This window comes from Arthrobacter sp. PTI12 (genome assembly GCF_056679915.1).
On the sequence record NZ_CM155256.1, the window covers coordinates 683,329 to 705,231 of the forward strand.

Annotated in this window: 22 protein-coding genes; 12 read left to right on the forward strand and 10 right to left on the reverse strand. The window is 64.4% G+C overall.

Annotation, left to right across the window (positions count from 1 at the left end; all coding sequences use genetic code 11):
- Positions 1–44: 44 nt before the first annotated feature.
- On the forward strand, positions 45–743 hold the full coding sequence (locus AC1MBU_RS03385; RefSeq protein ID WP_471672752.1) for a FadR/GntR family transcriptional regulator: 699 nt from the start codon (positions 45–47) through the stop codon (positions 741–743).
- A gap of 19 nt (positions 744–762) precedes the next feature.
- Positions 763–1,026 carry a glutaredoxin family protein gene (locus AC1MBU_RS03390; RefSeq protein ID WP_479788536.1) on the forward strand — a complete coding sequence of 88 codons (264 nt, stop codon included), beginning with the start codon at positions 763–765 and terminating at the stop codon, positions 1,024–1,026.
- Here the strand turns inward: AC1MBU_RS03390 and AC1MBU_RS03395 are convergent, their stop codons facing one another.
- Genes AC1MBU_RS03395 through AC1MBU_RS03410 form a run of 4 tightly spaced genes read right to left on the reverse strand, consistent with a single transcriptional unit; the run spans position 1,027 to position 4,597 of the window.
- On the reverse strand, positions 1,027–1,428 hold the full coding sequence (locus AC1MBU_RS03395; protein WP_056545999.1) for a universal stress protein: 402 nt from the start codon (positions 1,426–1,428) through the stop codon (positions 1,027–1,029).
- Between the two features lie 22 nt (positions 1,429–1,450).
- Positions 1,451–2,965, reverse strand: coding sequence for a tripartite tricarboxylate transporter permease (locus tag AC1MBU_RS03400; protein WP_479788539.1), 1,515 nt, complete (start codon positions 2,963–2,965; stop codon positions 1,451–1,453).
- Positions 2,966–2,990: 25 nt separating this feature from the next.
- Entirely contained in the window at positions 2,991–3,554 is a 564-nt protein-coding gene (locus tag AC1MBU_RS03405) for a tripartite tricarboxylate transporter TctB family protein (RefSeq protein ID WP_277359323.1), read from the reverse strand.
- 38 nt (positions 3,555–3,592) lie between these two features.
- The gene (locus tag AC1MBU_RS03410) at positions 3,593–4,597 is read right to left on the reverse strand and encodes a Bug family tripartite tricarboxylate transporter substrate binding protein (protein WP_056546004.1); all 1,005 of its coding nucleotides are present in this window, start codon (positions 4,595–4,597) and stop codon (positions 3,593–3,595) included.
- Positions 4,598–4,753: 156 nt separating this feature from the next.
- On the opposite strand from AC1MBU_RS03410, the gene AC1MBU_RS03415 reads away from it, so the two are divergent.
- The 5 genes from AC1MBU_RS03415 to AC1MBU_RS03435 all read left to right on the forward strand — a co-directional run bounded on the left by AC1MBU_RS03415 (position 4,754) and on the right by AC1MBU_RS03435 (position 10,778).
- Positions 4,754–5,638: a LysR family transcriptional regulator gene (locus AC1MBU_RS03415; RefSeq protein WP_056546006.1), complete on the forward strand. Its 885-nt coding sequence runs from the start codon at positions 4,754–4,756 to the stop codon at positions 5,636–5,638.
- A 142-nt stretch (positions 5,639–5,780) separates the two neighbouring features.
- On the forward strand, positions 5,781–6,728 hold the full coding sequence (kdgD, locus tag AC1MBU_RS03420) for a 5-dehydro-4-deoxyglucarate dehydratase (RefSeq protein WP_346027889.1): 948 nt from the start codon (positions 5,781–5,783) through the stop codon (positions 6,726–6,728).
- A 51-nt stretch (positions 6,729–6,779) separates the two neighbouring features.
- Positions 6,780–8,426, forward strand: coding sequence for an aldehyde dehydrogenase (NADP(+)) (locus AC1MBU_RS03425; protein WP_479788542.1), 1,647 nt, complete (start codon positions 6,780–6,782; stop codon positions 8,424–8,426).
- Entirely contained in the window at positions 8,423–9,751 is a 1,329-nt protein-coding gene (locus tag AC1MBU_RS03430; RefSeq protein WP_479788544.1) for an enolase C-terminal domain-like protein, read from the forward strand. The genes AC1MBU_RS03425 and AC1MBU_RS03430 overlap by 4 nt, the downstream gene beginning before the upstream one ends.
- 40 nt (positions 9,752–9,791) lie before the next feature.
- On the forward strand, positions 9,792–10,778 hold the full coding sequence (locus tag AC1MBU_RS03435) for an AEC family transporter (protein ID WP_346027891.1): 987 nt from the start codon (positions 9,792–9,794) through the stop codon (positions 10,776–10,778).
- 34 nt (positions 10,779–10,812) lie between these two features.
- Here AC1MBU_RS03435 and AC1MBU_RS03440 read toward each other — a convergent pair whose 3' ends face one another.
- Together AC1MBU_RS03440 and AC1MBU_RS03445 are read right to left on the reverse strand one after the other, a co-directional pair.
- Positions 10,813–11,169, reverse strand: a complete 357-nt coding sequence (locus tag AC1MBU_RS03440; RefSeq protein ID WP_346027892.1) for a VOC family protein — start codon at positions 11,167–11,169, stop codon at positions 10,813–10,815.
- Between the two features lie 29 nt (positions 11,170–11,198).
- The gene (locus AC1MBU_RS03445) at positions 11,199–11,570 is read right to left on the reverse strand and encodes a hypothetical protein (RefSeq protein WP_346027893.1); all 372 of its coding nucleotides are present in this window, start codon (positions 11,568–11,570) and stop codon (positions 11,199–11,201) included.
- 73 nt (positions 11,571–11,643) lie between these two features.
- Here AC1MBU_RS03445 and AC1MBU_RS03450 point away from each other — a divergent pair, with 73 nt between their 5' ends.
- Complete coding sequence (locus AC1MBU_RS03450) at positions 11,644–12,300, forward strand: cyclodeaminase/cyclohydrolase family protein (protein ID WP_479788547.1); 657 nt, start codon at positions 11,644–11,646, stop codon at positions 12,298–12,300.
- Here the strand turns inward: AC1MBU_RS03450 and AC1MBU_RS03455 are convergent.
- Positions 12,297–12,746 carry a GreA/GreB family elongation factor gene (locus AC1MBU_RS03455; protein ID WP_479788549.1) on the reverse strand — a complete coding sequence of 150 codons (450 nt, stop codon included), beginning with the start codon at positions 12,744–12,746 and terminating at the stop codon, positions 12,297–12,299. The genes AC1MBU_RS03450 and AC1MBU_RS03455 overlap by 4 nt on opposite strands.
- 662 nt (positions 12,747–13,408) lie before the next feature.
- Here AC1MBU_RS03455 and AC1MBU_RS03460 point away from each other — a divergent pair.
- A complete protein-coding gene (locus AC1MBU_RS03460) occupies positions 13,409–14,458 on the forward strand; it encodes a LacI family DNA-binding transcriptional regulator (protein ID WP_479788551.1) in 1,050 nt (349 codons plus the stop codon).
- 39 nt (positions 14,459–14,497) lie between these two features.
- Here AC1MBU_RS03460 and AC1MBU_RS03465 read toward each other — a convergent pair whose 3' ends face one another.
- Positions 14,498–16,123: a xylulokinase gene (locus AC1MBU_RS03465; RefSeq protein ID WP_479788553.1), complete on the reverse strand. Its 1,626-nt coding sequence runs from the start codon at positions 16,121–16,123 to the stop codon at positions 14,498–14,500.
- 186 nt (positions 16,124–16,309) lie between these two features.
- Between AC1MBU_RS03465 and AC1MBU_RS03470 the strand changes: the two genes are divergently transcribed.
- From AC1MBU_RS03470 to AC1MBU_RS03480, 3 genes are all read left to right on the forward strand, one after another.
- Positions 16,310–17,041 carry an L-ribulose-5-phosphate 4-epimerase gene (locus AC1MBU_RS03470; protein ID WP_479788556.1) on the forward strand — a complete coding sequence of 244 codons (732 nt, stop codon included), beginning with the start codon at positions 16,310–16,312 and terminating at the stop codon, positions 17,039–17,041.
- Positions 17,038–18,552 (forward strand): L-arabinose isomerase, encoded by a 1,515-nt coding sequence (gene araA, locus AC1MBU_RS03475; protein WP_479788557.1) that lies wholly within the window; start codon positions 17,038–17,040, stop codon positions 18,550–18,552. The genes AC1MBU_RS03470 and araA overlap by 4 nt, the downstream gene beginning before the upstream one ends.
- 79 nt (positions 18,553–18,631) lie before the next feature.
- The gene (locus AC1MBU_RS03480; RefSeq protein WP_479788559.1) at positions 18,632–19,891 is read left to right on the forward strand and encodes an FAD-binding protein; all 1,260 of its coding nucleotides are present in this window, start codon (positions 18,632–18,634) and stop codon (positions 19,889–19,891) included.
- Here the strand turns inward: AC1MBU_RS03480 and AC1MBU_RS03485 are convergent.
- Both AC1MBU_RS03485 and AC1MBU_RS03490 read right to left on the reverse strand, forming a co-directional pair.
- A complete protein-coding gene (locus tag AC1MBU_RS03485; protein ID WP_479788562.1) occupies positions 19,878–20,726 on the reverse strand; it encodes a hypothetical protein in 849 nt (282 codons plus the stop codon). The genes AC1MBU_RS03480 and AC1MBU_RS03485 overlap by 14 nt on opposite strands.
- Before the next feature lie 263 nt (positions 20,727–20,989).
- The gene (locus AC1MBU_RS03490) at positions 20,990–21,763 is read right to left on the reverse strand and encodes an ATP-binding cassette domain-containing protein (RefSeq protein WP_479788564.1); all 774 of its coding nucleotides are present in this window, start codon (positions 21,761–21,763) and stop codon (positions 20,990–20,992) included.
- Positions 21,764–21,903 lie beyond the last annotated feature (140 nt).

Here is a 21,903-nt window from a genome sequence, read left to right on the forward strand (position 1 = left end):
GGCCCTGGCCGTGTCAGGCGTGACGTCGTGTGAGCATTAAGCGCATGAAGCAAACGCTGGCAGTCTCGCTCGTCGACAGCCTCCGCCGTCGGATTGTGGATGGCACCATCCCTTCCGGCGAGAAGCTGCCGAGCGAAAGCGCGCTCATCGGCGAGTTCGGCGTCAGCCGCACAGTGGTGCGGGAGGCGGTATCGCGTCTCCAGGCCGAGGGGCTTGTGTACACGCGGCGGGGGAGCGGCAGTTTCGCGCTGACCCCGCCGTCCCCGGACGAAGACTCGACGGGCGGCATGCGGCGGCCCCGGACCCTGGAGGAGCGGCGCGCGCTGCTGTCATTTCGCGCGGGGGTGGAGAGTGAGGCGGCTGCGCTTGCGGCCGGTAACGCCACGCCTGCCATGATTGCCGCGCTCGATAGCGCCCTCGAGGCATTCGACGCAGCCGGCAACCACGCGGCAACGGCGGTCTCCTGCGACTTCGCGTTCCACCGGGCTGTGGCCGAGGCCAGCGGAAACTTCTACTTCGTTGACGCGCTGCTGTCACTGGGGCCCGCCATGATTGCGATGCCGCCGGAGCGTCTTGAACCAGCCGACGACGGCGGCCAGTCAGAGCGGTTGCAGCGCGTCGCCGCAGAGCATCGTGCGGTACGCAACGCGATAGCTGCGGGGGATTCACTGACCGCCGCCGCTGCCATGCGGCTGCACCTGGTCAACTCGCGGTCCCGGCTGGGCCAGGAGTCCGGCTCCTAGCTCGCCGTACGATGGACGCATGACCAAAAACCCAGAAACCATCCGGATGTACGGGGCCGACTGGTGCCGTGACTGCATCCGCACCAAGCGGCAGCTGGATGAACTCGGCATCAGCTACGAGTACGTCAACCTCGTTGAAACGCCGGATGCCGCTGAAGAAGCCAAGAGCATCTCCGGCAGGACCAACATTCCGGTAGTGGTGTACCCGGACGGCGCGCACCAGGTCGAACCGACCAACCCTGACGTCGAGGCGAAGCTTCGCGAGCTGAACCTGCTCGGTTAGTCAGTCGCGGCCGTCCGGCTTCACCGCGAGTACCGGGCGGTCCGCCTGCAGGAGGATGCGCTGCGCGTGTGAGCCCATGATGAACTTGCCCACCTGCGTGCGCTGGCGAAGGCCGATCACGATCAGCGAGACGTCGTGTTCGACCGCGAGCTCGAGGATTTCGTCCGCGAGGTCATCCCTGTGGGAGGGGCGAAGAACGCGCGCGGTGATGCCGGCGTCGGCGGCTGATTTTTGCAGCCGCGAAAGGTCTTCGTCACTGGCAACCGACTTGTCCACGCGGGAGCCCTCGCGCACGGAGTTGACGATCAGCAGCTCCTCGCCGCGGAGCTTCGCCTCGGTGATTGCTGCTGCGACGGCCGCTTCGCCGACGGGTGTGGGCACGTAGCCGACCATGATGCTCATGGGTTCTCCTAGGAGTGTGCGATTAGGAATCTGCGTTAACGCGGGCGGTGTCGCGCTGGCGGCGGGCCAGGGCGGACTTGATCATGGGGCCCACTGCTACCAGGACGAAGATCACCAGCAGGGTGGCCGAGATGGGGCGGGTGAGGAAGCCCGAGACGTCGCCTTCGAGTACCAGCAGCGAGCGGCGGAGGTTCGACTCGAGGAGCTCACCGAGCACGAACGCCAGAACCAGCGGCCCGGGCTCGAAGCCGAACTTCTTCATCAGATAGCCGAGCGCCCCGAAGAGCACCACGAGCAGCACATCGAACATTGAATTACGGATGGTGTGCGCGCCGAGGATGGTGATTAGCGCCGTGATGGGGGCGAGGATGGCGGCCCGAACCCGCAGGATCTTCACGAACAACCCCACCAGCGGGATGGACAGGATCAGGAGCAGGATGTTCCCGATGTACATGGAGTTCACCACGCCCCAAAACAGCTCCGGGTCTTCGGAGATCAGCTGAGGTCCAGGGGTGATGCCGTGGATCAGCAGCGCGCCGAAGATGATGGCCATCGTTGCGTTGGCCGGGATGCCAAGCGTGAGCAGCGGGATAAAGGAGCTCGTCGCAGCCGCGTTATTGGCGGTCTCCGGTCCGGCTACGCCCTCGACGGCACCTTTGCCGAAGCGGGAGGGGTCCTTGGCCCGCTTCTTCTCCACCGCGTAGGACACCATGGAGGAGATCGTTGCCCCTCCGCCGGGAAGGATGCCGAGGAAGAAGCCCAGGACGGAGCCACGGCCGATAGCGCCGGAGGATTTGCGCAGGTCCGCGCGGGAGGGCCACACGTTGGCAACCTTCGCCGGTGCGCTGACCGCCCGGTGGCGCTCCTCAAGGTTGTAGAGGATCTCGCCGATTCCGAACAGACCCATCGCAATGGGTACGAAGTCGATGCCGTCGGCGAGGCTCAGGTTACCGAAGGTAAACCGTTCGGCGCCGGTGAAGACGTCGCGGCCGACGGTCGCCAGTAGCAGGCCGACGGCGGCGGCGATGAGTGCCTTGATCTTGGTTCCACCGCTGATGGTTGCAACCAGCAGGATGCCGACAAGCGCCAAGGCCGTGTACTCCGGCGGGCCGAAGTCGAGCGCGAAGCTGGCTACGAGGGGCGCCAGGAAGGTGAGGCCGATAATGGCGACCGTCCCGCCGATGAATGAACCGATGGCCGCGATGCCCAGGGCGGTTCCGGCTTTGCCCTGCTTGGCGAGGACGTAACCGTCAAACACAGTCACCACGGAGCTCGCCTCGCCGGGAAGCCGCAGGAGGACGGAGGTGATGGTTCCGCCGTATTGGGCGCCGTAGAAGATGCCGGCGAGCATGATGATCGCGGTGACGGGGTCAATGCCGTAGGTCAGGGGCAGCAGGATTGCGATGGTTGCTGCGGGGCCGAGGCCCGGCAGTACGCCGATGAGCATGCCGATGACGACGCCCATCAGGCAGTAGAGGAGGTTCTGCGGGTCCAGCACTACGCCGAAGCCGTTCAGAACCGGGTCGAAGAAATCCATTGTGGGTCCTTTGGTCCGTCAGGTCTTAGAACAGGTGGGGGATGGACGTCCCCAGACCCAGGATGAAGATGGCGTAGAAAGCGGCAACAACGAGCACTGAATAGAGAGTGGCTGAACGCCAGGTCTCGCCACCGAGGAACTTCATCCAGACGAAGCACAGCAGTAGCGCCGGAATCTCGAAGCCGATGACCGGCATCAGCCACACCATGGCCAACAGCGTGACGAAGCCGAAGCCTGCCATGCGGGACAGCGGGGAGAATCTTTCGCCGTCCACACCCCCGCGCCGGCCGACAACCAGCTGCGCGAGGGCGAGGACGGCGATGATGAGACTGATAATGAACGGCCACGTCCCGGGGCGTGGCTCGCCCGGTGTGCCCAGGCCGAGACCAACAGCAATGACCATGCCTGCGACGCCGACGCCGGCCGCCACGAGTGAGGCGGCAAGGTTGGCCGTGGAGCCCGACGGCGGTGGAGAATCTGCCGCCCATTCGGCGGCGAGTTCCTCCGGCGTCAGATCTGGAACACCAGGGACATCGGTGCCTGTGCTTTCGGCTTCGAAGTCGTGATTCCGCTTCATGGTGATGCTCATTTCAGCTGATGGTCTCGGCTGGGACAGGAAACGGGCTCTTACTCGCCGGAAAGCGAGATGTCGTACTCCTCAACCAGTGCCTTGTACTGCTCTGCGAGGGCGTTCCACTCCTCGACAACCTCTTCACCGGTTACTTCCCACGGGGTCAGGATGTTCTGCTGGTTGAACTCCTGGTAGGTCTCGGAGTCACGGACCGACTGCACGGACTCGATGAGTCGCTCTTTCACGTCCTCGGGAAGACCCTTGGGCGCAGCCAGTGCGCGGTACTGCGACACGGGAACCTCATAGCCTTCTTCGATGGCGGTCGGGGTGTCGGGAAGGAACTCGGGGCGCTCTTCAGCGAAGGTAACGATCGGCGTGACGGTGCCGGCTTCAATCTGGGGGAGAGCTTCACCAAGCTGGATTGTGGCGACGTCGACCTGGTCACCCATGACAGCGGTCAGGGCCGGCGAGCCTGAATCGAACGGTACTGCGGTTCCGTCAATCTCGGCCTGGGCAAAAAGAACCGCCTGGGCCAGCTGGGAGCCGGTGCCGACGCCGGTGGTGCCGAAGTTCAGTTCTTCGGTGCTTTCCTGAATGTCTGCGAGGGTCTCAAACCCGGACTCCGGGCTGGCTACCAATACGTAATCGTCCTGGGAAAGACCCGCGATGACGTCCAGATTGTCCAGATTCACTGCCTCGTCCTCGCCGACAGCGAGCGGCGTGATGGTGATGAGGGAGGCGTTGAGGAGGATGAGATTCTGTCCATCCGCCTCCATGGCGGCAACTTCCTTGGTGGCCAGCGCGCCGTTGGCTCCAGCCTTATTAACCACGGGCACGGCAACGCCGAGGTCTTCCGCCATCCCCTCGGCAACGGCGCGTGCGATGCGATCGGTCGAACCACCGGCATCCTGTCCAACAGTGATCGTTACGGGGCCGCTTGGGAACGCTTCGCCGGATTCAGCGCTGCCCCCGGCCACGTTACCGCCGCAGGCTGACAGGGCGAGAACACCGGCAGCGGCAGTGGTTGTGATCAGGGTGCGGCGGGTAGATGATGCTTTCACGTGTTGGTACTCCTCATTCAGGAACGGCGTTGTTCGGCTACAGGCCTGGAGCAAAGGTGTGATGGCACTCACGGCTCGGCCCTGAGAAGACTGTACGGAGCGGTTATGATGCATGTCCAAGCCAACATATGCATGAAGTGATACCCGGAAGGCATCATGTTCACTCTTGATCAGGCACACAGTTTTGTCATCGTCGCCGAAGAGCTGCACTTCGGCCGGGCAGCCGAACGGCTCAATATGACCCAGCCCCCGCTGAGCCGCCAGATCCAGAAACTGGAGCGCAGTGTCGGCGTCGAGCTGCTGTTGCGCGACAACCGGAAAGTGTCGCTCACTGCTGCCGGCCGCGCCTTCCTGGTGGAAGCCAGGAAGCTCGTCGTCGCCGCCGAGAGGGCACCGCGGACGGCGCAGCGCATTGCGGCAGGCAAGTCCGGTCAACTGCGGGTCGGGTTCACCGCCGCTTCCGGTTTCAGCCTCCTTGGGCCGCTGCTGACGGAGATCGCAACGGAACTGCCCGACGTCGATGTGGAGCTTCAGGAGCTCGTCACCGGTGAGCAGCTGGCAGCGCTCATCGACGGCGACCTGGACCTTGGCCTCGCCCGGCCGGCTTTCGACGCTGATCTCTTCGAGTCGCATCTAATGTTCACCGAGGATCTCCTGCTGGCAGTCCCATCGGGGCACGAGCTTGACCAGCTGAACCGCTTGTTGACGGTGGCGGACCTCAAGGGCGTCCCGCTGATCATGCATTCGCCGACCAAGGCCCGGTACTTCTACGACCTGGTGGTCCGCACCATTCCGGTGGAGCACGGCAATGTAGTTCATACGGTGAGCCAGGTCCTCACGATGGTGGCGCTGGTTGCTGCCGGGCGGGGAGTGGCCTTCGTTCCGGAGTCGACAAGCCTCTTGGGGGTAGAGGGTGTCTCCTACCTGCGCCTGGCGGATATTGAACCGGACGCCGTCGAGCTTTATGCCATTTGGAGCAGGGAGCTGCGTAACCCGGCCCTCGGCAGGCTCCTTGAGGTCATCCGGACCAAGGACCTGTAGGTCCTTTTGATACCCGCAGGGCATCAGTCCATTCAAAAGTGGGCTTGGACAGGCATCACCCGATTTCCTACGGTTGAAGTAATCCATCAAGGAAGCACCACCCCTCGCCGTTCACGGCGATCTGCCCTAAGGAAGATGCATCGTGGCCCAGTACGAGCCCCAGGAACTTGCCCAAAAGCTGAAGGACGGCCTGCTGTCCTTCCCGGTAACCGCCTTCACGCCGGAGCTGGCCGTGGACGAGGACGCCTACCGGCAGCACCTGTCCTGGCAGGCGAGTTTCGGCGTCGCAGGTCTCTTCGCGGCCGGCGGCACCGGTGAGGGTTTCAGCCTGACGCCCGCAGAAGCGGCTCAGGTCATCCGCGCGGCCGTCGAGGAGGTCGGCACCAAGGTGCCTGTCCTCGCCTCCGCAGGTGGTTCCACCGCCCAGGCCATCCAGAACGCTCAGGACGCCGAGGCTGCCGGCGCCGAGGGCCTCCTGCTGCTCCCGCCGTACCTCACCGAGTGCGACCAGGAGGGGCTCCTGGCCCACGTCAGCGCGGTCTGCTCCGCTACGAACATCGGCGTCATCGTCTACAACCGCGCCAATGCCATCTACTCGGCAGATACCGTTGCCCGCCTCGCCGAGCGCCACCCGAACTTCATCGGGTTCAAGGACGCCATCGGGGACATCGAGCATCTCACCAAGGTCTACGCCAGGAACGGCGACCGGCTCTTCTACCTGGGTGGCCTGCCCACCGCCGAGACCTTCGCCCTCCCGCTGCTGCAGCTGGGAATGAGCACCTACTCTTCGGCGCTGTACAACTTCGTTCCCGAGTTCGCGCTTGAGTTCTATGGCGACGTCCGGAGGCAGGACCACGCAGCGGTCACCGAGAAGCTGCAGCGCTTTGTGCTGCCCTACCTCGACATCCGCGACCGGGTGCGCGGTTACGGCGTCTCGATCGTCAAGGGCGGGCTGAAGGTAGTCGGCCGCGATGTCGGCGGCGTCCGCCCGCCGCTGCAGAACCTGACGGAGGCTGATCTCGCTGACCTCGGGGCGCTCATCGACGCCGCCGGTATCCGTCCTGCACCCGCCGCGCTCACCCACGCCTGACACCAGCACTTCCAGAAAAAACCAACCGGACACCATCGGTAAGGAGCTTTCATGCCTACGCAGCACGCCACACTTCAGGGTCACTCCATCATCGCCGGGCAGGGAACTGCCGGGAACGGCAAGACCGTCTGCGGCTTCAATCCGGCCACCAACGAGACGCTGGAGCCCGCCTACTCCCTGATCGACGAGGCACAGCTCAGTGAAGCGACCTCCGCCGCGGAGGAAGCCTTCGACTCCCTCAGCACCCTCGATCCCGAAACCCATGCGGCTTTTTTGGCGAGCATTGCCGACCGCATTGAAGCAGCGGGTGAGGAAATCGTTGCCCGTGCCATGCTCGAGACCGGCCTGCCGGAACCACGCATGCGCGGGGAGCTTGCCCGCACCACCGCCCAGCTTCGTCTCTTCGCTTCGGTGGTTCGCCAGGGCGATCACCGCGGCGTCCGGATAGACCCTGCACAACCCGACCGCACCCCGATGCCACGCGCGGACATCCGGCAGCGGAAGGTGCCCCTCGGTCCCGTTGCCGTCTTCGGCGCGAGCAACTTCCCACTGGCTTTCTCCACTGCCGGTGGTGACACTGCGTCGGCGCTCGCCGCGGGCTGCCCGGTGATCTTCAAGGCGCATAACGCCCACCCCGGCACCAGCGAGCTGGTTGGCCGCGCTATCACGGAGGCCGTGAACGACGCCGGCCTCCACCCGGGCGTCTTCTCCCTCATCTACGGTCCCGGTGCCAGTATTGGCCAGGCCCTCGTCTCGGATCCGGTCATTCAGGCGGTCGGCTTCACCGGCTCGCGTTCCGGTGGCACGGCGCTCATGGCAACAGCCGCCGCGCGGCCCCAGCCCATTCCGGTGTACGCGGAAATGAGCTCGATCAACCCGGTCATCTTCTTTGAGGGTGCCCTGCAGGGCGATCTCGACGGGCTCGCTGCCGCGTATGTCACCTCCGTCACCGGATCCAGTGGACAGCTGTGCACCTCACCCGGCCTGGTCTTCGTGCCAACCGGCGAGGCCGGCGACAACTTCCTTGCCGCGGTCACCCGTGCGCTCGAACCTTCGGCGGGACAGACCATGCTCACGCGTGGAATCGCGGACTCCTGGAATGCAGGCGTTGAAGCGCTGGGATCGCAGGCCGGGGTCGAGCTGGTTGCCCAGGGCACAGACGGGGCCACAGAGAACGCGCCCGCACCGGTTGTCTACGGCACCCAGGCAGAGACGTTTCTCAGCAACCCTGTTCTGCACGAGGAAATCTTCGGTGCCGCGTCGCTCGTGGTGCACTACTCCTCCACAAAGGAATTGGTGGCGGCAGCGAAGCGCCTCGAAGGGCAGTTGACCGCTACCCTGCACCTCACCGACTCGGACTACGAGACCGCGGCGAGCGTCCTGCCCGTGCTGGAGCGCAAGGTTGGCCGCATTCTCGCCAACGGCTGGCCCACCGGCGTCGAGGTTGGTCACGCGATGGTTCACGGCGGCCCGTTCCCTGCCACCTCGGATACCCGCACGACGTCGGTCGGCACCCTCGCGATCGAGCGCTTCCTGCGGCCGGTCGCCTACCAGAACATTCCAGAGGTGCTCCGCCCCGCCGCCATCCAGGACGGCAATCCCTGGCAGCTGAACCGCCGGATTGACGGCACGGTAGTGCCGGCAACGGAGGGTGAGGGCAGCGGTACTACCATCAAGGCCACCGGGGAGGACGCGTGACCGCCCAGCCAACCATCGCCGTCGTCGAGGTTGTCCCGGTTGCCGGGCACGACTCGATGCTGCTCAACCTCTCGGGTGCGCACGGGCCGTTCTTCACCCGCAACGTCGTCATTATCACCGATTCCGACGGCCGTACCGGGCTGGGCGAGGTTCCCGGCGGGGAGGCGATCCGCTCCACCATCGAGGAAGCAGGACGGCTGCTGACGGGCAAGCCGATAGCGCGTTTCCGTAGCCTCCTGCGCATCGTCGCCGCTGCGTTCGCTGATCGTGACGCCGGCGGCCGCGGGCTCCAGACGTTCGACCTGCGCACAGCTGTCCACGCGGTTACCGCGATCGAGTCGGCGCTGCTGGACCTGCACGGGCAGTTCCTCGGAGTTCCTGTTGCCGAGCTCCTGGGCGACGGCCAGCAGCGTGACGCGGTGCCGATGCTCGGCTACCTCTTCTATGTGGGAAATCCGGATTCCACCGACCTGCCTTACCTGCGCGAGCAGGATTCCTCCGACGACTGGGTGCGTGTCCGGCGGGAAGAAGCGATGACGCCTGCCGCCGTCGTCCGCCTGGCCGAGGCAGCACAGGCACGCTACGGTTTCGCGGACTTCAAGCTCAAGGGCGGAGTGCACGCGGGCGATGACGAGGTGGACGCCGTCGTCGCGCTCAAGGAACGCTTCCCGGACGCGAGGATCACGCTCGATCCGAACGGGGGCTGGCTGCTGGAGGATGCCATCCGGCTGGGGAAGCGGATGCAGGGCGTTGTGGCCTACGCCGAGGATCCCTGCGGCGCCGAAGGACGGTTCTCCGGCCGTGAGGTCATGGCGGAGTTCCGCCGCGCCACTGGGCTGAGGACGGCGACCAACATGATCGCGACGGACTGGCGGGAGATGGCCCATGCCGTTCGCTCCAACGCCGTGGACATCCCGCTCGCTGATCCGCACTTCTGGACTATGGCCGGCTCGGTCCGGGTGGCGCAGCTCTGCAACGAGTTCGGGTTGACCTGGGGATCGCACTCCAACAACCACTTCGACATCTCGCTGGCCATGTTCACCCACGTCGGCGCTGCCGCTCCTGGCGGAATCACGGCGATGGACACGCACTGGATCTGGCAGGACGGCCAAGGGCTCACCACCAGCCCGCTGCAGATCCGTGGCGGCGAGATCAGGGTTTCGGACGCACCCGGACTAGGGATCGAGTTGGACCGCGGCCGCCTCGAAGAAGCGCATGCATTGTATCTTGAGCACGGTCTTGGCGCCCGCGATGATGCCGCGTCCATGCAATACCTGATCTCCGAGTGGACGTTTGACCCGAAGAGGCCCTGCCTGGTCCGCTGATGCAGGGTCAGTAGGAATCGACAGGTAAACAGGAGGGTTTGTGGAGGGGGTTCTCCTCGGGTTCGGCATTGTCCTGGCGCTGGTCGGCGTTGGCATTGTCGCCTCGATCCTCCTCCCAACCCGCACCCGGGCCATGCAGGAGGGGCTCACGCCGGTGATTTACTACATCACCAACCCGGCGCTCATGTTCATCCTGCTCGCCGAGACCGAACTTGCTGAAGTCCTGAGCATCTACACGCCGATCGCGCTCCTGGTTGCTGCCGCGACCGCCGTTGTCTATGCGCTGTTCAGCCGCTTCATCCTCAAACGCCCGGCGGCACAGACAGCGGTGGGGGCGATGGCGTCCTGCTACGTCAACGCCGGCAACATCGGCATACCTATTGCCCTGTATGCGGTGGGGAGTTCCGCCCCGGTGGTCTCGGTGCTGCTGGCCCAATTGCTGGTGATCGCGCCGGTCTTCCTCACAATCTTCGCCTGGTGCGGCAGGAAGACAAGCCCTGCCGGCTCATCGACGGCGCCCGGGCCCGCCGGTGGTTCCCAGTCTCAGCGCAGGTCACCGACGCTTGCGCGGACGGTTCTGCGGTCGGTGGCCAATCCCGTCACCCTCGGGACGGCCGCAGGGGCACTGTTTGCCGCAACCTCGCTCACGCTGCCGGCAATAATCTGGACGCCGCTGGAGATGCTCGGCCAAGCGTCAATCCCGCTGCTCCTGATGGTTTTCGGTATGAGTCTCCGGGGACAGAAGCCGCTGGCACAGCGGAGCCTGCGTGCCGACGTCGTGCTCGGAAGTGTGGTGAAGCTCGCGCTGATGCCGGTCATCGCGTGGGTGGTTGCTTACTACCTCTTCCGTGTCGAGGGCACAGCGCTGCTCGGCGTGGTGGCCATGGCGGCGCTGCCCACCGCGCAGAACGTGTTCCTGTTCTCCGCCCAGTTCGGGTTGAAGGTCACGCTGGTCCGCGACATCATCCTGATGAGTTCGTTGCTGGCACTGCCGGCGTCTCTGTTGGTGGCGGTTCTGCTGGGATAAGCGATCCGCCGGGAGGGACAGGGCTGTGCCGGGGCTATCCCGAGCAGAGGCAGAAGGGGTGTCCAGCCGGGTCCAGAAAAACGCGGAATGATTCGCCCGGCTGGTGCTCGTGCTTGATTGCTCCGAGTTCGAGTACGGCGGCCTCGGCTGCATCCAGATCATCCACTATCACGTCCAGGTGCATTTGCTGCGGGGAGTGCTGGCCCGGCCACTCAGGCGGCGAATAGTCCCCCACCTTCTGGAAGCAGATGCACTGGCCGTAGTCCGCCTGGACCTCAACCCAGTCAGGCTCTTGCTTGACCTTCCAGTCCAGCATGGTCCCGTAAAACCGTGCGAGGGCAAGGGGATCGGGACAATCAATAACGGTCGTGGGAAACCTTGCGATAGCCATGCCCATACCGTACGTACAGTTGCGGTCGATTAGTGTCCGCATGAGGGGTCTTTTCCTGCGGTCACTGCGTGCAACACGGATTCGTCCGGCAGGGTGATGCCCGGCCAGACAATCTTGGACCGGCCGCGTGCGCGCTTCATCGCGGCAGGTACAAGGGACAGGTCCGCACCGGCCTCAAAGCAGATCTGTGCAACGAGGGGATGCGACCAGCTGCTGGTCGGTTTGCCCTCGATCGATCCGAGATACATTCCGGCGACCTCCGCGAGGACCTGCGGGCTGACGCCGTGAATAGTCCTGATTTCGCTGACGGCGCTGCCGAGGTCGAAGGGCCGTGTTGTTGCGTGACGGATGGCGGTCCCGGCCACCCATGAAGCGACAATCTGAGGGTCTCTCGCAAGCATGGCGTCAGCATAGAAGCCGGCTCTGACATCCCGCTCCATTTCATGCATGCGTACATTGGGACAGACTTGCCTCATGGCTGATTCAGAAATCACAACTTCCGGCTCCACAGTCGAGGAATGGACACAGGCTCTCGGGGAATCGGTGGGTTCGCCCGGCGGCGGTGCAGGAGCAGGGGTCATGCTCGCCATTGCAGCGTCGCTGACCTCTATGGTCGCGGGGTACACCGATCCCGGCGCTGAGCAGGGAGAGCAGTTGGAGAGTCTGCTGGCCCGGGCGCAGGAGCTGCGCCGGACCGCCCTGCGGTTGGCGGATGATGACGCGGCCGCTTCGCGCGCCTTCGGTTCCGCGTTCCGATTGAACGAGGGCGACGAGCGCGACCGGGCCATCCGCGAGGCATCGCTGGGCGCCGCGCGGTCATCCGCAATGCTGGGAGATCACGCCATCGCTGCGATTGATGACCTGTCCTGGTTGGCGGAGAACGGCAATAAGGCACTGATAGCGGACGTCGTGGTGGCCTTTGGTGCACTGCGCGCGGCCGTGACCGGAGCCCGAACGAATGTCAGCTTCGATCTGGCCACGCTGAGATCTTCCGGCCTCACACTCGAGCAGGTCCGCGAGCAGCAACCCCGCCTCTGGGCAGCCGTCGAGAAGCTTGATGCAGCAATTGTGCGGATCGATGAGGCGACGGCTGCCGTGGACCACCGTGCTGCCCCCACCGACTCGGCCTAACGCTGGCCGCCCGCCTGGCCGGGTCCCGTGTACGGAGTGGCAGCGATGATCGAGATGGTGACCTGCCGCTTGTTCGGCGCCGTGTAAGAGGTGACATCCCCGGGTCGCAGACCGCGGATGGCTACACCCAGAGGGCTCTGTTCGCTGAAAACGTTTAGCTCCTCCGTTCCCAGGATGACTCGGTTTCCCATCAGGAACACTTCGGGCTGCCCGTCGATGCAGGCTTCAATCAGCATGCCCGGCTCTACGATTCCATCATCTGCGGGTGAATGGATGTTCACGTTCTTCAGCAGTGCCGTCAGCTGCCTGATGCGTGATTCCCTGCCCATTTGTTGGCTGGACTCTTCCTGCTGCCCCCGTGCATTGAGCAATACGTCCAGTTCCCGCTTCAGACGCGTATAGGCCTCCTGTGTGAGCCAGGTAGCGGGGGCAACTGAATGCAGCATTTCACTCCTAAAATACGTGCGGGCACCACCGGAAGAACCGAGTGAACGAAGGTCCGGGGCGGTGATGAATGTTTGAGCATAGCCCATTCCTGTTTTTTAGCAATTCCGGAGATCGTGAGGGCTGCATATTTCTTCGACAGCGTCAGGACTGGCTTTAAAAATATAACTGGGTATGGTTCTGGGTATTGATGAGGAAGGCGGTGATCCCCGTGTCAGGAAAGTCTCCCCGGAGCGCTGGCGTGAAAAAGCAAGGAAAGTCCATCCTTGAAAAGCGTGCCCAGAAGAGGGCAAAGGCAGAGTCCAGCGAATCGCTGTTCGCCAAGCCCCGCAAGAACCAGCGGTAGCTGAAGCTTCAGTGGTGTCCCGCTCATGCCTTCCGCCAGTCGACGTTCCTCCCACGGGTTGGTGAAGATCGGGCGTGAGCGGGATGCCGCTGATCGGTTTTGTATGCAATTCGGGTCCTTTTCCGGGTGAACTGTTCGCGGCGGAATATCGCGCTCGCCGGGTTCAGTTAAATTCCTGATAAGTAGTCAAACCTTCTCTTTTCGGAGCACGGTTCAAGGGGTTTTGGGTATCTTATGGCGTGGTGCGGATGAACATTTCCACGCGACTGGCTGTGCTATTTCTGCAGAGTTTTTCCCTGATCAAGTACCGTTTCCTGTGTGACCGTGAACAGTGAACCGACGCCGTCGTCTGCCGGGCAGCCGCCCGCGCGCAGCCGCTCCGCGAACATCCGCGACGTCGCGAAGGCGGCAGGTGTCTCTCACCAGACAGTCTCGCGCGTGATCAACGGGCACCCGAGCCTGCGCGAGAGCACGCGGCAGCGGGTTCTCGACGCGATGGAAGCACTCCAGTTCCGCCCCAACCGCGCGGCCCGCTCGCTGGTCACCAGCCGCTCCGGCATGATCGGCGTGTTGGTCACAAACGGCACCTACTTCGGTCCGGCGTCGACCAGGGCTGCAATTGAATCTGCAGCCTCCACTGCCGGCTACCTTGTCGATACGGCTACGCTTACGTCCCTTGAAGAGACCGCTTTCAAAGAAGCCCTTGGACGGCTGGTTGATCACGCGGTTGAGGGACTCATTGTCCTGGCGCCGCAGGAGGCTACCCTGCGCCAGCTCGTTCACCTGCCCGTCAAGTTGCCCATGGTCACGGTGCATTCGACATCAGCAGCGGACAATCACGGGCTCTCGGTTGATCAGGTGGCCGGCGCCAGGCTCGCAACCCGACATCTGCTGGAGTTGGGCCACCGCAGCATCGCGCATGTTGCGGGACCGGACGGCTGGGTGGAGTCGAAGGAGAGAATTCGGGGGTTTCGTACTGAAATGGCGAACTGGGGTTTGGATTCGTCCCGGATTGTCACCGGTGACTGGACCTCCGACAGCGGTTTCCGGATAGGCCAGGAGCTCCTTGCCGCAGACCCGCCCACGGCAGTCTTCTCCTCCAATGACCAGATGGCGTTGGGGCTCACGCATGCCTGCGGTGACCGCGGTCTCCGGATTCCTGAGGACATCAGCATTGTTGGGTTCGACGATGTGCCTGATGCGCGGCATTTCGCCCCACCCCTCACGACGGTTCGCCAGGACTTCGACGAACTGGGACGGCGCTGCGTGGCGCACCTGCTCACTCAACTGGGAGTGCCCGTACAGAGCGCACCGCGGACCGTTGTTCCCGAACTCATCGTCCGGCAGTCAGCCGCCTCCCCCCGGTAGACCGCCCGTCGGACATCCGCCGCGGGGATTCGTCCCGGACTATTCCACTGGCAGGGCGCTGATCGCGGCGCGTTCGACCTGCAGACCCGTGTGGTAGCGGTCGAGGTAGGTTGCGAAGCCGGCGACGTCGGCCGCGTCAGGTTCGGTTGTTTCGAATTCTGCGTCGGCGAAGACGTGTTTACGAAGGTAGGCGTCCAGGTCCAGTTCATCGCCGGCGGCGTTGGCCGAAGCATAGGAAGCCAGCACCGCCATCCCCCAGGGGCCGCCTTCCGAGGCCGTTGCCGCGACGGAGACGGGTGCGGCGAGAGCGCCGGAGAGGAAACGCTGCGCCACGTCCGCGGTACGGAACATACCTCCGTGCGCAAACATGCGGTCCAGCTCAACGCCCTCTCCGGAAAGAACACGCATCCCGAGGGCGAGCGTGCCGAAGACCCCGTAGAGCTGCGCGCGCATGAAATTGGCCAGGGTGAATTCGCTGTCCGGGGTCCGCAGGAACAGGGGCCGGCCTTCAGGAATTTCGGCGATCGGTTCTCCGGCGAGGTGGTTGTAGGCGAGCAGACCGCCGGCGTCGGGAGCGCCGTCGAGCGCTTCCCGGAAGAGGGTAGTGAAGACGTCGTCCGAATTCAGGGCAGCACCGGAAGCCGACACGGCTCCCGAAGCCGCTGCGAAGCGGGAGAAGAGGCCCACCCACGCGGCGAGTTCACTGGCACCGTTGTTGCAGTGCACCATGGCAACGGGGTCACCGGAAGGGGTCGTGACCAGGTCCAGTTCATGGTGCACCCGCTCGAGCGGACGTTCGAGAACCACCATCGCGAAGATGCTCGTGCCGGCGCTTACATTGCCGGTACGGGGGGCAACCGAGGACGTTGCCACCATCCCGGTGCCGGCGTCGCCCTCCGGCGGACACAGCAGGGCACCCGGGCGGAGGCCGCCGGTGGGGTCAAGGAGAGCGGCCCCCTCAGCAGTCAGTTCGCCTGCCGGCTGGCCGGCCACCAGGACCTCGGGCAGAAGTTCGGATAGCTTCAGGCCGGGTACGGTTTCGGCTGCCAGGGTGTCATAGCGGGTGAGCAGCCCGGCGTCGTAGTTGCTGGTGCCGGAGTCGATGGGGAACATTCCGGAGGCATCGCCCACGCCAAGGACATTGCGGCCGGTCAATTCACGATGCACGTAGCCGGCCAGGGTTGTGATCGAGCGAACCTGCGCTACATGAGGTTCACCGTCCAGTACAGCCTGATGCAGGTGGGCGATTGACCACCGCAGCGGGATATTGACTCTGAAGAGCTCGGTGAGTTCCGCTGAAGCCGCTCCGGTGTTGGTGTTGCGCCAGGTACGGAAGGGCACAAGCAGTTCATCGGCGTCGTCGAAGGCAAGGTAGCCGTGCATCATCGCCGAGACGCCGATCGACCCGAGATTCTCGAGCCGCGCACCGTACCGGCGTTCGACGTCGGCAACCAGCTCCGCATAGGCGGCCTGGACGCCCTTCCAGACATCTGCCAGCGAGTAGGTCCACAGGCGGTCGACGAGTTGGTTCTCCCACTCATGGCTGCCTACCCCCAGGACCGTCGAAGGATCCTCACCGATGAGGCATGCCTTGATTCGTGTTGAGCCGAGTTCGATTCCGAGGCTGGTGCGGCCGCCGGCTATAACGTCCTTGAAATCGGTCATGAGCAGAATCTCCTTCAAATAGACGTCGCCGCTCCACGCGACCTTCCGGCGATTCCCTGCGATGAGAAATGTCCGGACCCGGTGGTGCTTGACAGTGAACGTGACGTCGAGCATATAGTGTGAACGGTCACATTGGGTAGTTCAAGGAACTCCGCCGGACCGCCTACTCGAAAGCGATGGTCAAGCATGACTAGCACCACCCGGTCCTTTTCAGATCGTGAAACGGACGCCATCAACGCCGTCCGCCGCGATGTGGCCAAGCTGCACGCAGAGCTGGTCCGTTACAACCTGGTGGTGTGGACCGGCGGGAACGTGTCCGGACGCGTGCCGGGGATGGACCTCTTTGTGATCAAGCCCAGCGGCGTCGACTATGACGAGCTGACGCCCGAGAACCAGATCCTGTGCACCCTCGACGGAGCCGTCATCGAAGGAACGCCGGGTTCGGAGCGGTCGCCTTCGAGCGACACTGCCGCCCATGCATACGTCTACCGCAACATGCCCCGCGTCGGTGGAGTGGTGCATACCCACTCGACCTATGCCACAGCGTGGGCTGCGCGCGGCGAATCCATCCCGTGCGTCATCACCGCCATGGCGGACGAGTTCGGCGGGGAGATCCCGGTAGGTCCGTTCGCGATCATCGGAGACGATTCGATCGGCCGCGGCGTCGTGGAAACCCTTACCGGCCACCGCTCGCGTGCCGTCCTGATGCAGAACCACGGGCCCTTCACCATCGGCAAGGACGCGCGCGACGCCGTCAAGGCCGCCGTCATGCTCGAGGACGTGGCCCGCACCATCCACACCTCCCGCCAGCTCGGGGAGCCGCTGCCAATCGAACAGCGCCACATTGAATCCCTCTTTGACCGCTACCAAAACGTGTACGGGCAGCCAAACCCGCTTAGAACCGGAGCAGCACTGTGACTACCCTGAATACCTCACTCGACCAGTACGAGATCTGGTTCCTCACTGGAAGCCAGGACCTCTACGGCGAAGACACACTCCGCCAGGTCGCCGAGCAGTCCCAGCAGATCGTGAAAATGATCGAAGCGTCCGACGTACCGGTCAAGGTGGTCTGGAAACCGACGCTGAAGGACTCGTCCTCAATCCGCCGGATGGCGCTTGAGGCGAACGCGAGCGACAAGACCATTGGCGTCATCGCCTGGATGCATACGTTCAGCCCCGCCAAAATGTGGATCGCCGGCCTCGACACGCTGCGCAAGCCGCTGCTCCACCTGCACACCCAGATCAACGTCGAGCTGCCGTGGGCGGACATCGACTTCGACTTCATGAACCTCAACCAGGCCGCCCATGGCGACCGCGAGTTCGGCTACATCCAGACGCGCCTGTCCGTGGCGCGGAAGACCGTCGTCGGGCATGTCTCCAACCCGGCCGTGACTGCCCAGATCTCCACCTGGTCCCGCGCCGCAGCCGGCTGGGCCGCCGTCCACGAGCTCAAGGTTGCCCGGTTCGGTGACAACATGCGCAACGTCGCCGTTACCGAGGGTGACAAGACCGAGGCAGAGCTGCGCTTCGGCGTCTCCATCAACACCTGGGGCGTCAATGAGCTCGTCGAGGTGGTCGATGCGCAGTCCGATTCCGACATCGACACCCTCGTCGAGGAATACGAGGCGACGTACGACGTCGTTCCTGAACTGCGGCGCCGAGGGAACCGTCACGAGTCCCTCCGGTACGGCGCGCGTCAGGAGCTGGCGCTGAAGTCCTTCCTCGAGGCCGGCTCCTTCGGTGCCTTCACGACGACGTTCGAAGACCTGGGCGGCCTGCGGCAGCTTCCCGGCCTCGCGGTTCAACGGCTCATGGCCGCCGGTTACGGTTTCGGCGCGGAAGGCGACTGGAAGACCGCTGTGCTGGTCCGCGCAGCCAAGGTGATGGGCGCAGGGCTTCCGGGAGGCGCGTCGCTGATGGAGGACTACACATATCACCTGGTACCTGGGGAGGAGAAGATCCTCGGCGCGCACATGCTGGAAATCTGTCCAACGCTCACCACCTCGAAGCCCACCCTCGAGGTGCACCCGCTGGGAATCGGCGGCAAGGAGGACCCCGTCCGGCTGGTATTCGATACGGACTCAGGGGACGCCGTCGTGGTCGCCATGTCCGACATGCGCGACCGCTTCCGGCTGACTGCCAACGCCGTCGAAGTGGTTCCGCCGGACGCGCCGCTGCCCAACCTTCCGGTGGCGCGCGCCGTCTGGAAGCCGCAGCCGGATTTGGCGACGTCCGCAGCGGCCTGGTTGAGCGCGGGTGCTGCGCACCACACTGTGATGAGCACCGCCGTCGGGCTTGATGTGTTCGAGGACTTCGCAGACATTGCCGGCACGGAGCTCCTGCGCATCGACAGCACGACGACGTTGCGCGAGTTCCAGCGTGAACTGCGGTGGAACTCGGCCTACTACCGGCTGGCGCAAAAGCTTTAACCCGTTCATTTCGCAGGACACACCCCTTATGGGTCTCCATTAGGGGAGTGTCCTGCCAACTCACGCGAGGAGAACATCGATGGCGAACGACGTCGGCACCAACTGGGCGGGGAACCTCGCCTATGGAGCTTCCATCCTTCATGAGCCGGCGTCGGTGGACGAGGTGCGGCGGATTGTCGCCGGGGTGTCGTCCATCCGTGCGCTGGGTTCGCGGCACTCCTTCAATGGCATCGCCGACGGGACGGCTGAGCTGCTGTCGACGGCGGCTTTGACCGGTCCGGTGACGGTTGACCGGGACCACTCGACCGTCACCGTCGGTGCGGGGATCCGCTACGGGGAGCTGGCGCAGGAACTGGAACGGGAAGGTTTTGCTCTGGCGAATCTTGCGTCCTTGCCGCACATCTCGGTGGGAGGGGCTGTCGCTACGGGGACCCACGGGTCCGGTAAGCGGAACCGCAGTCTGGCTGCCGCCGTCGTCGGGCTGGAGCTGGTGACCGGCAGTGGTGACCTGGTGCGGTTCACTACCGGCGACCCGGACTTCGAGGGTGCGGTGATCAACCTCGGGGTGCTGGGTATTGTGACCAGACTGGAGCTCAAGGTTGAGCCCGCTTTCGAGGTTGAGCAAACTGTTTTCGGGCGGCTTCCGCTGGAGAACCTGCTTCAAAATTTCGACGGCGTGACCGGCGCCGCGTACAGCGTCAGCGTCTTCACCACCTGGCGGGATCCGGATGTTGCCGACTCGGTATGGGTGAAGCGCCGCCCCGATCAGGATGCGCCCCTTGAGGAGACTCTGTTCGGTGCGGTGGCTGCAAAGGATGAGCGTCACCCGCTTCCCGGGCTGCCTGCAATCGGCTGTACTCCGCAGCTGGGCGTGGCCGGTCCCTGGTACAACAGGCTGCCGCATTTCAAGCTGGACTTCACGCCGAGCAACGGCGTGGAACTTCAATCCGAGTACCTGGTTCCCCGCGAACACGCCGTTGACGCGATTCGTGCGGTTCGGGAGCTCAGCCCGGAGATTGTGCCGTTGCTGCAGGTCAATGAAATCCGGACCGTTGCCGCTGACGATTTGTGGCTCAGCTCAAGCTACGCCACCGACGCCATTGGGCTGCACTTCACCTGGGTTCAGGATCAGCCGGCCGTCGAGGCACTGCTGCCCACCCTCGAGGCTGCACTGGAACCATTCTTGGCCCGGCCGCACTGGGGGAAAGTGTTCACCCCCGGAGCGCACGACTTCGATCGGTTGTACCCGCGGCTTGAGGACTTCCGGCTCCTGACCAAGCGGCTGGATCCCGAGGGCATCTTCGCTAACCCGTTCACCGCAAGCCTTATGGCCCGTTAACGCCCTTCGGTCCGCGGGAGCGTCTTCCGAGCACAACCACTCCCGCGGCCAGGAGGATCAGCAGCGCAGCACTGATTCCGACCACCGGTGGAGAGCTTGCTGACACGACATCCGGTGATGCGCTTTCGGCCGCCGGTGGTGCGGCAGTGGGTGATTCTGTCGGCTCCACGTACATGGGTGCCCAGGCATAGGGCGGCATCGCGAATGGAGCGGGCTCCTTTTCGGCGTCCTTGGTCTTCTCCGGCGCTGGCTGCTCGGCCGGGACAATCTGCATCGGCACGGTCAGCACCGGCACGGTCAGCACCGGCGCGGGCAGTGCGGGAGATATGAACTGCTGGGGGATCTGGGCTGGTGCTGGTGCTGGCGGCGGAGGAACCGGAGCGGGCTCTGGATCGGGTGCCGGGGCAGGTGCGGGAGCGGGTTCTGGAGCGGGCGGTGCGGGAGCGGGTTCTGGAGCGGGCGGTGCCGGCGCAGGTTTGGCTGGCGGGGCAGGCTCAGGCGCCGGTTCGGGTTCAGAGGATGGCGGAGGCTCGGACGGCGGCATCACCGGCCCGGTTGCCGGCGGCTCGCTTGGCGAGGGAGGTGGCGTCGTCGGATCATCGCGATCACGCTCGCCGTCATCATCGCGATCGCGATTCCGTCGCGGCTCGATATCGGTGTCAGGCGGTCCAACCTGAGATAGCGGCCCGACGTCGGATCCCGTTGCAGGACCTGATGGAGAAGGACCAGAATCCGAGTTGGGATCCGCGCTGGCGGGCGGAGCAGCGGTGAGCGTTGCACCGATGATCAGTGCAACCCCTGCGGTATATCTGAACCAGTTTTCAGTGCTATGCACGGCATTCTCCCAACGCTGCCGGTCGAAATACGCGGTACAGCTCAACGCGGGCTGGTGCCCGCTTGATGGAGGGCCGATTGCTTGACCGTCAGTGTGCTTACGAGTTTACACAGCGGCTCCCGATTTGTATCCCGCCGGGTTCAGTTTCACCCGCCGAAGCCTGCGCCCATCCATGCAATCAACTCGGGAATCATTGTTCGTGCGCTAACCAGGGAGAAGGGAACGGTCCCCCGTAGCTTCAGTTATCCACGGGGTTTGAACAGTCAGCGCTGCTTCCGCTGCCCGTCCCGGATCTCGCGGATGGAAAGCGCTCCGGTGACGTCTTCGGCGGCTGATCGGCCGAGCACCACCACGCGGTCGGCCAGCCGGAGCGCCTCTTCCATGCTGTTGGTCGCCAGGAGGACGGTGGTGGGAAGCGCGCGGTGAAGGGTCTGCAGTACGTTGTGCAGCACGGTGCGGGCAGCGCCCTCGACGGCTGCAAACGGATTGTCCAGCAGCATGACGCCCGGCCCGCTGGCCAAAGCCCGAGCCAGTGCCGCCCGGCGGACTATTTCAGCGGTGACGTCGGTCGGCAGCAGCTTCGCGAAGCGATGGAGGCCCGCAAGGTCGAGCAGTTCAGCGATCTTCGCCTTGCCTTCGCTGGCGCTGGAACTCTTACGAAGCCCGAGCGCGAGGTTCGCCTGCAGCGAGTGGGTCGGCTGCAGAGCGGCATCGCTCGGCGTCCAGGAACAGCGGTCGTCGGTCCGGCGAACAGGTTCCCCGCCAACCAGAACCGATCCTGACCGGGGATGATCGAGACCGGCGACTGCACGCAGCAGGCGGGAGGCGCCGTCGTTCTCTGTGCCCAGAAGGCTCTCTGTTCCCACGAGGTTCTCGGTGCCGGGCGGGGCTCCTACGAAGGCGAGCACTTCGCCCGCGCGAATTTCGAGATTGACATCCCGCAAGCCCTCGGCGTGGAGGCTCACAAAGGAGACGGGCAACGGCATGGAAGCGCGCTTCACCGCGGCGTGAGGGGGTGGAACCGTGCTGGGACTCATCGGTTACTCCGTTGCATCCAGGTGGCGGGGCAGCCCCGTCCGCCCGCCAGTGATCTCCACTAACCTAGCCGGAGCTGGACTGCATATGGCCACCTCGGGGATATGTCTCGAAACATTACGAACGGCATGTCACCGGCACG

What these genes read in the sequence shown, in the direction of transcription:
- AC1MBU_RS03445 (WP_346027893.1), bottom strand. Translation starts at nt 11,570, where the DNA reads ATGCTTGCGAGAGACCCTCAGATTGTCGCTTCATGGGTGGCCGGGACC.
- AC1MBU_RS03470 (WP_479788556.1), top strand. Translation starts at nt 16,310, where the DNA reads ATGACTAGCACCACCCGGTCCTTTTCAGATCGTGAAACGGACGCCATC.
- AC1MBU_RS03490 (WP_479788564.1), bottom strand. Translation starts at nt 21,763, where the DNA reads ATGAGTCCCAGCACGGTTCCACCCCCTCACGCCGCGGTGAAGCGCGCT.
- AC1MBU_RS03440 (WP_346027892.1), bottom strand. Translation starts at nt 11,169, where the DNA reads ATGGCTATCGCAAGGTTTCCCACGACCGTTATTGATTGTCCCGATCCC.
- AC1MBU_RS03455 (WP_479788549.1), bottom strand. Translation starts at nt 12,746, where the DNA reads ATGCTGCATTCAGTTGCCCCCGCTACCTGGCTCACACAGGAGGCCTAT.
- AC1MBU_RS03425 (WP_479788542.1), top strand. Translation starts at nt 6,780, where the DNA reads ATGCCTACGCAGCACGCCACACTTCAGGGTCACTCCATCATCGCCGGG.
- AC1MBU_RS03390 (WP_479788536.1), top strand. Translation starts at nt 763, where the DNA reads ATGACCAAAAACCCAGAAACCATCCGGATGTACGGGGCCGACTGGTGC.
- AC1MBU_RS03385 (WP_471672752.1), top strand. Translation starts at nt 45, where the DNA reads ATGAAGCAAACGCTGGCAGTCTCGCTCGTCGACAGCCTCCGCCGTCGG.
- AC1MBU_RS03400 (WP_479788539.1), bottom strand. Translation starts at nt 2,965, where the DNA reads ATGGATTTCTTCGACCCGGTTCTGAACGGCTTCGGCGTAGTGCTGGAC.
- AC1MBU_RS03395 (WP_056545999.1), bottom strand. Translation starts at nt 1,428, where the DNA reads ATGAGCATCATGGTCGGCTACGTGCCCACACCCGTCGGCGAAGCGGCC.
- AC1MBU_RS03480 (WP_479788559.1), top strand. Translation starts at nt 18,632, where the DNA reads ATGGCGAACGACGTCGGCACCAACTGGGCGGGGAACCTCGCCTATGGA.
- AC1MBU_RS03465 (WP_479788553.1), bottom strand. Translation starts at nt 16,123, where the DNA reads ATGACCGATTTCAAGGACGTTATAGCCGGCGGCCGCACCAGCCTCGGA.
- AC1MBU_RS03450 (WP_479788547.1), top strand. Translation starts at nt 11,644, where the DNA reads ATGGCTGATTCAGAAATCACAACTTCCGGCTCCACAGTCGAGGAATGG.
- AC1MBU_RS03405 (WP_277359323.1), bottom strand. Translation starts at nt 3,554, where the DNA reads ATGAGCATCACCATGAAGCGGAATCACGACTTCGAAGCCGAAAGCACA.
- AC1MBU_RS03415 (WP_056546006.1), top strand. Translation starts at nt 4,754, where the DNA reads ATGTTCACTCTTGATCAGGCACACAGTTTTGTCATCGTCGCCGAAGAG.